We start from the raw sequence: 13,994 nt of genomic DNA on the forward strand, positions 1-13,994 counted from the left end.
GCCGGTGTGGAGTGTCCGCCAGGTTTTGAGGTTGGCGATTGCTCGTTCAACCGGGGCGCGTAGCGTGTTGATGGCCTTGTTGTACTGTTTCTGGGAGGGTTATGCCACTACACTGGGCATGTTGTTTCGACTCAGAGATCCGCCCAAGTCGACCGCTGGGGACAGAGCACGGGAACGATCCGGAGGAGTACTCCCAAGAACCCTTGAAGGAACTTCAGTCCAAACTCGGTGAACGTGGAGAGAAAATAATTAGGGCAGGGTTCAAACATCGCAAGGCAGGACCGATGATCCTTAGCATCCGAGAGCCTTCCACAAATTCCGGGTACTTCTTGGTCGATCTTGCGTTCGCAAGCGATGAGCTTGGTATTCCAGTGGAAGCGAGAAAGAAAGAAGATCGCTCAAGCGCAAAATGGCGCTGGAGATTCACTCTAAAACTATTGGACCTGATCTGCGGGGCGCCGGACTGTCTTTACGCAGGCGCTGGAAACGAGGTTGATGTACCCACACCGGAGGAGATCACGACAAACAAGATGATGCGGCAGAGTCTGCCGGCCGTGTGGGGCCTTCCATCCTCCCTCTGTGATTCTCGGGGTCGCGTCACAGAGGATGTCCTGTCTTCTGGGTGTCCTGCCGCCGTGGAGCAGTGGAACGACCACGTCACTGCCATCAAGGTCTGGAGCCCGCTTTCCGTGGTTCCAGCGGACCACAACGCTGAGGCCATCGTTCTAGGTTTTCTTGGGACCGTCTTATGACCGGCATGAAACGAAACCACATTTTCGCGTATTTCATGCGTCGAGACTTATTCATAGGGTGTATGGCCAGCATGAAATAAAACCGTATTTTTCGCGGCTTTCATGCGCGGTTTCGGATATGATTGGGGTATGCAGAGGCTTATTCACAGGAGTCGTCTACAGGGGCGTTTCCCTTTGTCGGGTCCTCGTCCTGTCATGCGGTGAATAAGCTTCGCAGGTTGAGGTCACCCCGAGGAAACCGCCGTCCTGATCAGATGGAAGAAACGTTCCGGAAGTCACGTGCTCGTCAGGATGAAGACCGAAGCGATTCTGTACGCCTCCGAAGGAGTCAGTACCAGCATCATCGCTGAAATGGTTGAACGGACGGAGAGGACCGTGCAGGAATGACTGGCCGAATGGCAGGCCACGCGGATGTGCTCGGTCCTGACCGGGCGTGCGGGGAACCAGAACGCGGCGAAACTCACCCGCACCCAGAAAGAAGAACCAAAGGCCGTCCTGGCCCAGCCGCCCTCCCAGACGGGTGTCCACGCCGAGTTCTGGGACGTCCCGGCCCTGCGCGACGTCGTGAAGATCCTGTTCGACGCCCGGCACGAGCCCGACTCCTCGTGCCAGCTGCTCCTGCGGTTCTGCGGGTTGAGTTTCAAACTGCCGGACCCGTTCGACAAGCACCGCGACGAGCAGGCCATCACCAGGCGCATGGCAGAGGTGAAAACCAAAGTCAACGACCTGTTGGACGCCGCCTGGGAGGTGTACGCGACAGACGAGGCACGCCTGGAGCACGAGGCTTGGACCCGCCGCATGTGGCCCCCCGGAAGGACAGCGCACCAGACCGTCCGTGGACCGGCAGAAAACAGCCCAGTCGTTCTTCGGTGCTCTCTCGTTGACCAGTAAGAAGGTCACGCTGTATCCGGTCGAGGGGAACCAGAACACCGAGCAGATAATCCTCGCATCGGTCCGAGCGTCACCGGACCGTCACCCCTCACCGAAGGACTGCACGCCATGATCACGCCCGTTTTCCGTCCTCTCGCAGACGACGAGACACCGCTGCTCGAGCGAGCGACCCTGGGCAACCTCAACTGGTGCGGGGAGCGGTTCACCGTCTCCGACCTCCACACCACCACTGACTTCGCCCACTACACGGCCGTCGACCCGGCCCGGGGCGACTTCGGAATCGTCGCGACGGTCGAGGACGCACCCGTGGGAGTCGTCTGGGCGGTCTTCCTGCCCAGCGACTCACCGGGGTACGGCTTCATCGACGACGAGACCCCCGAGATCAGCGTGTGGGTCGACGCGCCCTTCCGGGGCCAGGGGATCGGGCGGCGGCTGATACGGCAGATGATCAGCGAGGCGCGCGAACGCGGCCTCGCCTCGCTCTCGCTGTCGGTGGAGCAGGGCAACCATGCCGAACGCCTCTACTCCTCCGAGGGCTTCGTCCACGTCGACGGCAGGGAGGACGCCGGAGTCATGGTCGCAAGGCTGACCAGCCCGCCGCACCGACCAGGAGCACCGGACGGGCATGCGATGGATTGACGGCTCCCCGCAGGCCGAGTGGAGCCGGACTGCTCCACGACTCCCGCACACGGCGAGACTCGTCCACAACACCGCTGAACCATGCCATGGCTGAGGGCTGCTTGCGCCACTGAGCCCCCGCGAACAAACCCCGTGGCCCTGTGGAGCGCGGATCGGCTGGTGGGCGACGGCCGGGAAGGCACCAGAGATCGTGGCCGAAGGCGCGTCCGGTGGCAGACAGGGCCCGCCGATCGAGCGGGCTCCTGTCGGCCGTCGCGCCGGGAGCCCGAGGACCGGCTCGGACGCCCGGACCACGCCCGATGCATACTGACCGCGTGCATGCACTGGTCTGGGTCACCGGCGCCCTGGGGGCGGTCTGCGCAGCGCTGTGCGCACTGACGATCGTGCTGCGCCGCCGCCTCGTCCTGCTGCGCGCCGACAACGAGTACCTCCGCGGAGCCGTCAGGCACCGCATGGAACGCCCCCAGCTCTTCTCCCACGAGGTGCGCACCCCGCTCGCCCTCATCCGGGGCGCCGCCGAGCTGCTCCTGGAGGGAGCCCCCGGCCCGCTCACCGAACGCCAGCGGGAGTTCATCGAGACGATCGCCGACAACAGCGCGCAGATGACGCAGCTCTCCGAGACGATGCTCACCGAGGCGCGCATCGAGGCCCAGCTGCTCTCCCTGCACCGCGAGCGCATCGAGATCCGCTCGCTCGTGCGCCAGACGATCTCGCAGCTGCGCCACTTCACGCGCATCCCCATCGAGCTCGACAACACCGGCCCGCGCATCGTCCTCGACGGGGACCCCGCCCTGCTGCGCCAGGCGCTGTGGAACCTCGTCAACAATGCGGTGCGCCACGCGGGCCCCGGCGCGGCCATCACGGTGCAGGTCACCACGGCCGACGACACCGTCGTCGTCGCCGTCACCGACGACGGGTCGGGCATGACCGAGGCCGAGCGCGCCCGGCTGTTCCGGCCCTTCAGCGCGCCGATCGGGCAGGACGAGGGGCGCGGCACCGGCCTGGGCATGCTCGTCGCCCAACGCGTCGTCGCCGCACACGGGGGCCGCATCCTCGTCGACACCATCGACGGGCGCGGCACCTCGATCCTGTGCGCTCTGCCGCTCGGGACGGCCCCCTGGCCCGGCACAGACGCTCCCCCGACCGCGCCGGGCGCCTCCGGGGCGACGGCCCGCGAGCGGGAGGCGGCGCCATGAGTCCCACGGCCCTGGTCGTCGACGACCAGACGCAGATGGTCTCGATCGTCGCCTTCGCCCTCGAGACGCAGGGCTTCACCTGCCTGACAGCGCACAGCGCCGAGCAGGCATGGGCCGTCCTGACCCGTCGGCGGGTCGACATCGTCATCCTCGACATCATGCTGCCGGGCGCCTCGGGCATCGCCCTGTGCGAGCGCATCCGGGCCACGAGCGGGACGCCGGTGATCCTGCTCACCGCCAAGGACAGCACGGACGACCGCATCGCCGGGCTCCTGGCCGGCGCCGACGACTACCTCACGAAACCGTTCAGTCCCCGCGAACTGGCCCTGCGCGCGCAGGCCGTCCACCGCCGGGCGCAGGGCGGCGCCGGGGACGGGCTCCTCGTCAACGGCCCGCTCGTCATCGACACCGTCCGGCGCCGGGCCACCTGGGACGGCAGGGTGCTGCACGTCTCCGACGTCGAGCTGCGTCTGCTCACCGCGCTGGCCCGCCACAAGGGGGAGGTCGTCACCTGGAGCACGCTGCTCAACGAGGTCTGGTTCACCGAGTCCGGCAGTGGCGGCCGCGAGATGATCAAGACGACCGTCTACCGCCTGCGCCAGCGCCTGGACACCGAAGGGCGTCCTCTCATCGTCACCGTTCGCGGCATGGGCTACCTCATGCCCGACCAGGACCCCCGGTGAGACGCCCGAACCGCGCCCGGCTGCTCGCCCGGATCGGCGGGGCCCTCGTGCTCTGCCTCGTCATGACCGCCTCGGCGACGATCGTCGTCTCCCATGCGCGCGGCCCCCATCTGTCGGTGCTGTGCTCCTCGATCGAGGACCTCTGCCAGGAGTGGGGCCGCGTCTTCCGCGAGCGCACCGGCATCACCGCGACCATCACCCGCCGCTCGGCCGGTGAGGCCCTCACCCTCATCAGCCAGTCCGACAACCAGTTCGACCTGTGGATGGGCGGGCCCGCCGAGATGTACGTCCTGGGCGCCGAGCGGGGCCTGTTCCTCGACCACGTCCCGGCCGGCGCGGAGCACGTGCCGGACGGGCGCAAGGATCCGGACGGCGCGTGGACCGGCATCTACCAGGGCGTCCTCGGGTTCTGCTCGAACAGCGAGGTGCTCGCCCGGGCCGGACTCGACGCGCCGCGGCGCTGGGACGACCTGCTCGACCCCCGTCTGCGGGGCCTCGTCTCGGTCCCGAACCCGAACCTGTCGGGCACCGGGTACACGATGGTCGAGACCCAGGTGGCCAGGCTCGGCTCGGACGCGGCGATGGACTGGCTGTCGCGCCTGGACGTGAACGTCCTGCAGTACACCTCCTCGGGCCTGGCGCCCTCGGGGGTGGTGGCGCGCGGCGAGGTGGCCGTGGCCGTCACCTTCACCCAGCACTGCGCCAAGCAGATCGACCAGGGCCACGACGAGCTGACGATCACCTACCCGGATGACGGCACCGGCCACGAGATCGGCGCGATCGCGGTCCTGGCGGGCACCGACCAGCCTGCCGCCGCTCAGCGCTTCGAGGGCTTCATGCTCTCGGCGGACGGCCAGTCGCTGGGCGGCGAGACCGGATCGAGCCAGTTGCCGGCCCGCGACGACCTCGGCCACGACGAGCGGCTCGCCCTGCCGTCCGGGACGTCCCTGGTCGAACTCCCCCTGGCGGAGGCTGCGGCACGGCAGAGGGAGCTCATCGGGCTGTTCGACGAGAGGGTGCTGTCGTGAGGCGGCGCGGCCGGCCGCCCCGCGCCCCGCGGCGGGGTCCCGCCGGCGGACGGGCGCTCGTCGGGGCGTTCCGGGGTCTCGGTGCCGCGGCGATCGGGGCCCTGCTGTGGCCGGCGCTGACGGTGCCGTTCGTCCCGGCGGGGCGCGCGGCCCTGGCCGACGCCGTCGTCCACCAGCACCGCCTCGTCGTCGACACGCTCGTGCTGGCCCTCGTCACGGCCCTTGCCGGGACGATCGGCGGCGCGCTGACGGCCGGCGTCCACCACCACTTCCGCTTCCGCGGGCGCGGGCTGCTGCACCTCATGCTGCTCAGCCCGCTGCTCCTGCCCCCGGTGGCACCCGCCATCGCGCTGCTCGAGCTGTGGGGCCACAACGGGTTCGCGACGCGCCTCCTCGGCTGGCGCTCGGTGCCGGTCTACGGCTTCACCGGCCTCGTCATCGCCGAGGTGATGACGCTGCTGCCGCTCGCCCATCTCATGACCCTCGTCGGTCTCTCGAACCTGGACGGCTCCCTCACCGACCAGGCGCGCGACATGGGCGCCTCCGAGGCCCGCGTCCTCGCCCGGATCGTGCTGCCGGGCATGCGCGGGGCGCTGGCCGGCGTCTTCCTGCTGCTCGTGGCCCACGCGACCGTCGACATCGCCAACCCGCTGGCCCTCGGCGGCAGCTACCCGGTGCTCAGCACCAGGCTCCGCGAGGCGGCCGCCGGCGAGGACGACATGACGGCGGCCGGCGCCTACGGGCTGATACTCCTCGTCATCTGCGCCCTGGCGGCACTGGCCATGCCGGGGCGGGATCACCGCCCGTTCCAGGAGCGGCTGCGCCGCCGCCGCCGGGTCCCGCCGTCCGGTGTGCGGGACCGCGTGCTCGTCGCGGCGGCCTGGGCGCTCGCCTCGGTCGAGGCGCTGCCGCTGGTCGTCTGCGCCGCGGCCTCGGTCCTGGCGGACGTCGACTCCCCGCGGCTGACCGGCCGGCACTACGCCGAGCTGATCACGAGCGGCACCGCGCGCCTGGCGGCGGCGGATTCGCTGCTCGTGGCGGCCGCGGCCGTCGTGGCGTCGACGAGCATCGCCCTCGCCGCCGTGGCGGTCGCTCCGCGCACCGGGTCGGCGAGCATCTCGCGCGCGCTGCTCGCCTCGTCCGCCCCGGTCCTGCCCCTGGCCCTCGGCGCCCTCCACTGGTGGCGCGCCCCGGAGTGGGGCGCGACCTCGGGCTGGGCCGCCCTCGGACTGGTCGCGACCATCATGACGATCGGCTCGGCCCCGATGATGATCGTCCTGCTGCGGCAACGGCTGGCCGCGATGACGCCCTCGGCCGCCGAGTCCGCCGCGGGCCTGGCCGTCCGGGTGCGCCACGTGGTCCGTCCACTCGTCGTCCCCCACCTGGCCCCGGTCGTGCCGGCCATGCTCGTCGTCGCCCTGGCCGGGGCGGTCAACGCGTTGTCCCCGGTCATCCTGTTCGGCGGCGCCGACACGCCCTTCCTCGCGACGCGCATCATCACCGACGTCGAGGCAGGGCAGCTCGACCGGGCGAGCGCCCTGGCGACGACGACCGCCGCCCTGCTGGGGCTGCTCGGCGGCTGCGTCACCGTGCTCGTCGCCCCGCCGCGTCGGCCGGCCGTCCCGGACGACGGGGGCCCGACGTGAGGAGGCGGCAGTGAGGGCGATCGGCATCACCAAGACCTTCCCGGGCATGACGCGTCCGGCGCTGCACGACGTGACGATCGGGGCGGGGCCGGGCGAACTGCTCGACCTCATGGGGCCCTCCGGTTCGGGCAAGTCGACGCTCGTGACGATCATCAACGGTTTGACGAAGCCAGACGCCGGCAGGGTCGTCATCGGCGGCGAGGACGTCACCGACCGTGCGCCGAGCCGACGGCCCACGACGACGATGTTCCAACAGGACAATCTCTTCCCGGAGATGAGCGTGGCCGGCAACGTCGCCCACCCGCTGAGGCTGGCCGGGGCGTCCCCTACGCACGTGCGGGACCAGACCGAGGTGATGCTGCTGCGCCTGGGGCTGGCGGGCGTGTCCGACGCGCTGCCGCGGCACCTGTCGGGCGGCCAGCGCCGCCGCGTCGCCCTGGCCAGGGCGCTCGTCTCGCGTCCGGCCGTGCTGCTCCTCGACGAGCCGCTGTCCGGGCTGGAGCAGGGGCTCAAGGCCGGCCTTCTCGAGCTCATCGACCAGATGCGCCGGCGTCTGGGCATGACCGTCATCCACGTGACGCACGACACCCCGCTCGCCCTGGCGACGGCCGACCGGATCATCGTCCTGGACCGCGGCCGGATCGCCGACGAGGGCGCGCCGCGCGACGTCTACCAGCGGCCGACGAGCTCCTTCGTCGCCTCGTTCCTGGGCGCCTCGAGCTTCCTCGACGTCCGGGTCATCGGCCCGGGCGATTCGGCCTCGACGCGCCGGGTGGACGTCCTCGGCACCGCGATGACGGTGGCGGGGCCGGCGACGGTGCCGACCGCGGCGGGCCGCGAGGCGACCCTCCTCGTCCGCCCGAACGCCCTGTCCGTCGTCCCGGCGAGCGGCACGACGACGGTCATGGGTCAGCCCGAGCCGTCCGGGATGCTCGGCATCGTCCAGCGCAGGCTCTACCGCGGCGAACGGATGGAGTACCTCGTCGAGACCGAGCGGGGCTCGGTGCTCGGCACCGGCGACCTGTGGGGGCCGGCGCTGGAGCGCCACGAGCCGGCGCGGCTGGTCCTCCACCCCGAGCGGCTGTGGCTGCTCCCCCGCTGAGGGCACCGCCACGGTGACAGGGCTGTGACCAACCGTGACCGCCGGTGATCGACTCCCGCCTCGCGCGCGGCCGACGATGGGATCCAACGCCGCTCATCCGAACGGCCCTCACCACTGGAGCCGCACATGTCCACGACCTCGATGACACGACCCGGCGGGGAACGGTCCTGGCTGGCCGCGCCGCCGCCCGCTCCCCGCCTCCCCGACGACGAGGCGAGGCGCCGCTACCCGCGCCTGCGCTTCCAGGTGTTCATGGGCATCTTCATCGGCTACGCGGGCTTCTACCTGATCCGCAACAACATCTCACTGGTCTCGAAGATCCTGCTCGACGGCGGCCGGATCAACAAGACCGGCATCGGCCTCATCGCCAACGCCGTCCTCATCGCCTACGGCTTCTCGAAGTTCTTCATGGCGATGATCTCGGACCGCTCGAACGCCCGCTACTTCATGCCGCTGGGCCTCGTGCTGTCGGCCGTCGCCAATCTCGTCGTCGCATTCGTCCCGGCCGTGTCGGGCTCGCTGGCCGTGTTCGCGATCGTCATGTTCATCAACGGCTGGTTCCAGGGCATGGGCTGGCCGCCGGCCGGCCGCGTCCTCGTGCACTGGTTCAGCACCAACGAGCGCGGCTGGAAGACCTCGATCTGGAACTGCGCCCACAACGTGGGCGGGATGGGCGTCGGCGCGGCAGCCGCCTGGGGTCTGGCGCTGACCGGCGACGACTGGCACGCGGCCTTCTGGCTGCCCGCCCTCATCGCCATCGTCGTCGCCGCCGTCGCCTTCGCCCTCATCCGCGACACGCCCGCCTCGGTGGGCCTGCCCCCGATCGAGGAGTACCGCGACGACCCGGCCAAGGTCGCCTCCGACACGAGCGAGCTCGAGAGGCTGAGCTACTGGCGGATCGTCATCGAGCACGTCTTCAAGAACAGGGCGATGCTCCTGCTGGCCTTCGCCAACGTCTTCGTCTACGCCCTGCGCTACGGCGTGCTGAGCTGGGCCCCCACCTACCTCTCCCAGGTGCACAGGGTCTCCGTGGCCAAGGGCATCGCCGGCTTCTCGCTGTTCGAGCTGGCCGGCCTGGTCGGCACGCTGGCCTGCGGCTGGGCCTCGGACCGGATCTTCAGGGGGAACCGCACCCGCACCGGTGTCACCTTCCTCATCGGGGCGGGCGTCTTCCTCGTGCTCTACTGGCTGGCGCCGGTGGGCACCCCCTACTGGCTGCTCATGGTCCACCTGTTCTTCATCGGCGCCTTCATCTACGGCCCGGTCATGCTCATCGGCCTCCAGGCCATCGACATGTCGGCCGCCCATGTGGCGGGCACCTCGGCCGGCTTCACCGGGCTGTTCGGCTATGTGCTCGGCGCGACGATGGCCTCGACCGGCGTCGGCTACGTCGCCGAGCACTTCGGCTGGTACGTCACCTACGGCATGCTCGTGGCCTTCGTCGTCGTCGCCGTCATCCTCCTGGCCCTCATCGGCCCCGAGGAGAGACGCCTCATCGAGGCCCATCGGGTGAGGAGCGGTCGGCAGTAGTCCGCTCCGCCCGGACGAGCAGAGCGGCCGGCGGGCCCTCGACGGTCCCCGCCGGCCCACCAGTTGACCGGTCGGTCCGGGCGGCGCGGCGGCCTATGCTGTGGTCGACGGCGCGTTCCGGGCGCGTCGCCGGGACGAGAGGCAGGGAACCATGGCGAGCACCCCCGAGGGCGTCCGCGCCGGCGCGGACGCCGCACCCGGTCCGTCCGGCACGGCGCCGGCCGGGCTGGACGGGGAACGGCGGAGGCTCTCGGCCGGGGCCCGGGTGGCACTCGTCCTGGTGAGCCTGCTCGGCGGGCTCCCCGTGCTCGGCATCGGGGCGGGCGCGGCCTTCCTCGCCGTCCAGACGGCGCGGATGGACGCCTACAACGACGCCCGGGCCGCGCAGGCCCAGCAGACCGTCCTCGAGCACTGCGCCCGCACGTACGGCTTCACCCCCGAGATCACCAGTCGCGAGGGGCGCTCGAAGCTGAACGGCGTGGACCAGATCGGCCACATCGGCATACCCCGCGACCGCACCGTCGCCTTCGAGGCCGCCCATGACGGCACCGCCTTCCAGATCGAGGCCGACTACGCTCCCGACGGCTCCGACCCCTTCGAGGTGCCCGAGGGCCCGATCGACGCCACCATCGACCGCCTGCGCGACAACTACCAGGCCGATGAGATCATCTCGGGCGTCTACACCGAGGTGGTCGCAGTACTCGGGCTGCCGGCGCCGGCGTCCACCAATGCGGCGACCATCAAGCGCACCGAGATGCTCACCGACGTCCACTACGACGGCACCAATGCGCGAGAGGCGTTCGGCGCGACGGATGCCGGCGCCCTGGGGACGCTCGAGCTGCTCTACGGTGCGGACGTCGATCTCGACGAGACCCGGGTCAGGGCCGATGGCCTGCTGCCCGAGGGGACGGGCGGTCACCCGGTCGAGTTCTGGTGCGACATCTACCAGCTGCGGGCCGGCGCCGACCCGGCCCAGTGGGACTGGACGCGCGATCCCAAGGACTACTACCCCATCACCCGCAGCGTGCTGGGGATCTCGCCGCCCCTGTCCATGCCGAGACGGCCCGGGGAGTGGCCCGAGGAGCAGGGAGTGGGCACGACCTACATCACGGACTCCCAGCTCGCGTACTGGGAGTCGACGCACTTCATCGCGCTGTTCGCGCCCGTGACGCCCTCCGAGCTGCCGGGCGACCTCGACTGGTCGGAGACGGCCCGACTCACCGGGGGCACGAGCCACGACCCGGTGGGCACCGTCCACCGGGTGAGCACCTCCGAATCCGAGCGGATGTCCGGGCAGTGGGTCGGGCCCGCCGATGACACGGTCTACATCCCCGCCTCCCTCATCGACGACTACCTCGGGCAGGGCTACCGCGACGCAGCGATGCTCATCTTCGATCCCTCGGTCGAGGTCGGGACCCCCTACGACGTCGAGTCTCCCGTGCGCTGCGGCGACTACTACGTCATCGACAGGCCGTTCCACAAGGGCGAGTACTTCACGCTCGCCCTGGCCCGGTGAGCGCCCCCGTCAGGAGGCCGAGCAGCAGGCCGGTGACCTCCTCGGGGGCGTCGACGGTCACGAGGTGGCCGGCGCCGGGGATCTCGTGGAGCGCGAGCCCGTCATGGGCGGCCCAGCGGCGCATCGAAGCGCGCACGTCCGCGGCGTCGGCTGCCCCGCAGACGAGCAGGGTCGGCACGCCGACGCGCTGGTCGGGATCGGCGCCCAGCTCCTCATCGACCACGACCGGCGTCCGACGGAGCAGGCCGGCGGGCAGCGCGGCGAGGCTGCGCAGCGCCAGAGCGCGCCCTCGCGGGGTCGTCGACGACGAGTCGGCCAGGCGACGCAGCGCTGCCCGACCGGTCGGGCACCGCGGCAGCGCCCGCCGGAGGACCCCCGGCGGCCGCGGTCCGGTCGGACGGTCGGCGTTCCAGGCGGCGCCGAGCGCCGCCAGGGCGCTCACGCGCTCAGGGTGGCCTCGGGCCAGACCCTGAGCGATGGCGCCGCCGAGCGCCTGGCCGACCAGCGCCGCACGGTCCATGCCGAGCTCGTCCATGACCGCCAGCACGTCCCGTTCGAGCACCCCGGCGCTCGGGGCCGTCGCGCTCGGGCGCGAGCGCCCATGCCCGCGAAGATCCGGCACGGCAACTCTGAAACCCGCATCGACGAGGGGCATCACCTGGTCGTCGAAAACGGCCCGGTCCATCCCCGCACCGTGCAGGAGCATCACGGCCGGACCGGCGCCCCGGACCCGTCCCATGAGGACGCAGCCCGCGGTGCGCACCGCGAACTGCTCGTCGTGTCCGTCCATCTCGACCTCCTGGGCCATCTCAACCCTTAGGGGTGATTCTGCCAGTCCCTCACCCGGACGCGCGAATTCTCGGGCGCCCGCCGGGAGTGCGGGCGCTGTGAGTGCCGGCCGACGGGTGGGGCGCCATTGCCCGACTACCTACCGAAGCGTAGGTTTGATGGTGTTTCCGGGATCGATCCGCTCGCGGGGCCCGAGGGGAGCGCCGGCCCGCGTCGCTCCGGACCACCGGCCATCAGCACGAAGAAGGACGCAGATGACGCTGCCCATCGAGGCCCCCAACACCGACTACGACACGGCGGCCCTGCGCGAGGTCGTCGAGCGCCGATTCACCTGGGCCGCCGGCTTTGAACGCAATGCGCACCGCTACGCGCACCGCACGGCCATGACGGATCTGCCCAGCGGCCGCGTCTGGACCTACGCCGAGCTGGGCGCCGATGCGGGCCGTCTCGTGGCCGGCCTCGCCGCCCACGGCGTCGGAGTCGGAGACGTCGTCGCCCACCAGCTGCCCAACTGCCCCGAGTTCGCCCTCCTGTACATCGCCGCGCAGGGGCTGCGCGCCGTGAGCTCCCCCATGAACTTCCGCCTGGCCCCCGGCGAGACCGCCTACGCGCTCGACCAGCTGCGCCCGGCCGTCTACGTCTACGACACCGAACGCTCCGAGCAGACCGCCGAGTCCCTGGCCAAGGCCGATTTCCGGCCCAGGGTGCTGATCGGTGCCGGCGGCGGCGCGCTGCTGCCCGGAGCGATCCGCTTCGAGGAGCTCTGCGCCGAGCAGGCCCCCGTCTTCACCGCCCCGGCCGACGGCTCCACCTGGGACGAGACGAGCCGCCTGTTCACCTCGGGCACCACCGGCATGCCGAAGGCCGTTCCGCTCACGAGCTTCAACGAGGTGCTCACCGCGCACGACGTCATCATGCACTTCCCGGTGAACCCGCACGACCGCACGCTCAACATGTCGCCGTGGTTCCACCGGGGCGGCAACTACTGCGCCGGTCCGAACACGATGTTCTACGTGGGCGGCGAGGTCGTCATCATGCCCAAGTTCGACGCTGGAGCCGTGCTCGACGCCGTCGAGGAGCACCGGCTGACCTACCTGGTCGGCGCCCCGACGAATCTGGAGCGCCTGGCCGACGCGCAGGAGGCCGGACCGCGCGATCTGTCGAGCCTGCACGGCATCATCACGATGGGCGCCCCCCTGGAACGGGCCGCCGCCATCCGCTACCAGGACGTGCTCACCCCACGGCTGGGCAACGGTTACGGCGTCACCGAGACCTTCTGGAACACCTTCCTGCGCCCCTACGACGTCACCGACATGCCGGGCACCGCCGGTCAGGCCTGCATCGACGACGACGTCGCCGTCGTCCGCGTCTTCGAGGACCGCGTCGCCGAGCCCGACGAGCTGGCCGCCAAGGACAACACCGAGGTCGGCGAGGTCATCATGCGCTCGGTCAAGGCCGGCTACGCCTACGCCGACAACCCGCGCGAGCAGAAGAAGAAGTTCCGCGACGGCTGGGTCTACCCCGGGGACCTGGCCACCTGGGACGAGAACGAGACGATCACCATCGTCGGCCGCAAGGACGACATGATCATCTCCGGCGGCGAGAACGTCCACCCGGTGCAGGTCGAGGAGGCCCTGGCGGGCCATCCGGGCGTCGCCGCGGCGGCCGTCACGGGCCTGCCCGACACGGAGTGGGGCCAGCTCGTGGCCGCCTACGTCGTGCCCCGTCCCGGCTTCTTCACCGACCGGCAGGCGGCCGCCACCGAGCTCGACCGGTTCTGCAAGGACAGCGACGACCTGGCGAACTACAAGCGCCCGCGCCGCTACGCCTTCGTCGACGAGCTGCCGATGACCGCGACCGGGAAGAAGAAGCACTTCGTGCTGCGCGGCCAGGCCCCGAGAGATGAGGACGACGGTCTTTTCCTCAAGCCGTGAGACTCGGGCCGGCCGGGCCCGGTGGGTCGCGCGCCGGGCGCTGCGCAGCGGCCCGCAGGCGCCCCGGCCTGCGGCGGGCCGGGTCCCTCAGATCATGCCGAGGGCCTGGCCCATGAGCACGGCCGAGGCCCGGTCGTGGACGCCGAGGCGCTTGTACATCTGCTTGGCGGTGGAGCGGATCGTCTCCTTGCCCAGGCCGAGGTCGGTGGCGATGCGGCCGAGCGTCTTGCCCTCGGCGAGGCCCCGGAGCACATCGACCTGCCGCGGCGTGAGACGGACGGCACCGGC

13 protein-coding genes are annotated in these 13,994 nt (G+C 70.7%); 11 read left to right on the top strand and 2 right to left on the bottom strand.

The window, feature by feature from the left end; genetic code table 11:
* Window positions 1-284: 284 nt before the first annotated feature.
* The 10 genes from K336_RS18735 to K336_RS0111700 all read left to right on the top strand — a co-directional run bounded on the left by K336_RS18735 (window position 285) and on the right by K336_RS0111700 (window position 10,983).
* Window positions 285-752 (top strand): hypothetical protein, encoded by a 468-nt coding sequence (locus K336_RS18735; protein WP_155945097.1) that lies wholly within the window; start codon window positions 285-287, stop codon window positions 750-752.
* A gap of 411 nt (window positions 753-1,163) precedes the next feature.
* Window positions 1,164-1,643, top strand: a complete 480-nt coding sequence (locus tag K336_RS19425) for a hypothetical protein (protein WP_021797431.1) — start codon at window positions 1,164-1,166, stop codon at window positions 1,641-1,643.
* Window positions 1,644-1,751: 108 nt separating this feature from the next.
* Window positions 1,752-2,282 (top strand): GNAT family N-acetyltransferase, encoded by a 531-nt coding sequence (locus K336_RS16270; RefSeq protein WP_051245754.1) that lies wholly within the window; start codon window positions 1,752-1,754, stop codon window positions 2,280-2,282.
* Window positions 2,283-2,596: 314 nt separating this feature from the next.
* Window positions 2,597-3,478, top strand: coding sequence for a sensor histidine kinase (locus tag K336_RS16275; RefSeq protein ID WP_051245756.1), 882 nt, complete (start codon window positions 2,597-2,599; stop codon window positions 3,476-3,478).
* Complete coding sequence (locus K336_RS0111675) at window positions 3,475-4,161, top strand: response regulator transcription factor (protein ID WP_028707126.1); 687 nt, start codon at window positions 3,475-3,477, stop codon at window positions 4,159-4,161. Before K336_RS16275 ends, K336_RS0111675 begins: the two co-directional genes overlap by 4 nt.
* Window positions 4,158-5,189, top strand: coding sequence for an ABC transporter substrate-binding protein (locus tag K336_RS16280; protein WP_051245758.1), 1,032 nt, complete (start codon window positions 4,158-4,160; stop codon window positions 5,187-5,189). The genes K336_RS0111675 and K336_RS16280 overlap by 4 nt, the downstream gene beginning before the upstream one ends.
* Entirely contained in the window at window positions 5,186-6,835 is a 1,650-nt protein-coding gene (locus K336_RS0111685) for an ABC transporter permease (protein ID WP_028707127.1), read from the top strand. The genes K336_RS16280 and K336_RS0111685 overlap by 4 nt, the downstream gene beginning before the upstream one ends.
* Window positions 6,836-6,845: 10 nt before the next feature.
* Window positions 6,846-7,937, top strand: coding sequence for an ABC transporter ATP-binding protein (locus K336_RS16285; protein ID WP_021796281.1), 1,092 nt, complete (start codon window positions 6,846-6,848; stop codon window positions 7,935-7,937).
* A 126-nt stretch (window positions 7,938-8,063) separates the two neighbouring features.
* Window positions 8,064-9,467 (top strand): MFS transporter, encoded by a 1,404-nt coding sequence (locus K336_RS0111695; RefSeq protein WP_051245759.1) that lies wholly within the window; start codon window positions 8,064-8,066, stop codon window positions 9,465-9,467.
* Window positions 9,468-9,618: 151 nt separating this feature from the next.
* Window positions 9,619-10,983 carry a hypothetical protein gene (locus K336_RS0111700; RefSeq protein WP_028707129.1) on the top strand — a complete coding sequence of 455 codons (1,365 nt, stop codon included), beginning with the start codon at window positions 9,619-9,621 and terminating at the stop codon, window positions 10,981-10,983.
* On the opposite strand, the gene K336_RS0111705 is transcribed toward K336_RS0111700, so the two are convergent.
* On the bottom strand, window positions 10,961-11,791 hold the full coding sequence (locus K336_RS0111705) for an alpha/beta fold hydrolase (RefSeq protein WP_028707130.1): 831 nt from the start codon (window positions 11,789-11,791) through the stop codon (window positions 10,961-10,963). The two genes, K336_RS0111700 and K336_RS0111705, sit on opposite strands and share 23 nt — an antisense overlap.
* A 235-nt stretch (window positions 11,792-12,026) precedes the next feature.
* On the opposite strand from K336_RS0111705, the gene K336_RS0111710 reads away from it, so the two are divergent.
* On the top strand, window positions 12,027-13,706 hold the full coding sequence (locus tag K336_RS0111710; RefSeq protein ID WP_021797005.1) for a class I adenylate-forming enzyme family protein: 1,680 nt from the start codon (window positions 12,027-12,029) through the stop codon (window positions 13,704-13,706).
* A gap of 87 nt (window positions 13,707-13,793) precedes the next feature.
* Here K336_RS0111710 and K336_RS0111715 read toward each other — a convergent pair.
* Window positions 13,794-13,994, bottom strand: a 201-nt coding sequence (locus K336_RS0111715) for a response regulator transcription factor (RefSeq protein WP_028707131.1), incomplete at its 5' end; no start/stop codon positions are given.

Source organism: Propionibacterium acidifaciens DSM 21887 (assembly GCF_000426605.1).
In the GTDB taxonomy this organism is placed as follows: domain Bacteria; phylum Actinomycetota; class Actinomycetes; order Propionibacteriales; family Propionibacteriaceae; genus Propionibacterium; species Propionibacterium acidifaciens.

Coding starts and splice junctions, on each gene's coding strand:
- K336_RS0111710 (WP_021797005.1), top strand. CDS start 12,027: ATGACGCTGCCCATCGAGGCCCCCAACACCGACTACGACACGGCGGCC.
- K336_RS19425 (WP_021797431.1), top strand. CDS start 1,164: ATGTGCTCGGTCCTGACCGGGCGTGCGGGGAACCAGAACGCGGCGAAA.
- K336_RS0111675 (WP_028707126.1), top strand. CDS start 3,475: ATGAGTCCCACGGCCCTGGTCGTCGACGACCAGACGCAGATGGTCTCG.
- K336_RS0111705 (WP_028707130.1), bottom strand. CDS start 11,791: ATGGCCCAGGAGGTCGAGATGGACGGACACGACGAGCAGTTCGCGGTG.
- K336_RS16270 (WP_051245754.1), top strand. CDS start 1,752: ATGATCACGCCCGTTTTCCGTCCTCTCGCAGACGACGAGACACCGCTG.
- K336_RS18735 (WP_155945097.1), top strand. CDS start 285: ATGATCCTTAGCATCCGAGAGCCTTCCACAAATTCCGGGTACTTCTTG.
- K336_RS0111695 (WP_051245759.1), top strand. CDS start 8,064: ATGTCCACGACCTCGATGACACGACCCGGCGGGGAACGGTCCTGGCTG.
- K336_RS0111700 (WP_028707129.1), top strand. CDS start 9,619: ATGGCGAGCACCCCCGAGGGCGTCCGCGCCGGCGCGGACGCCGCACCC.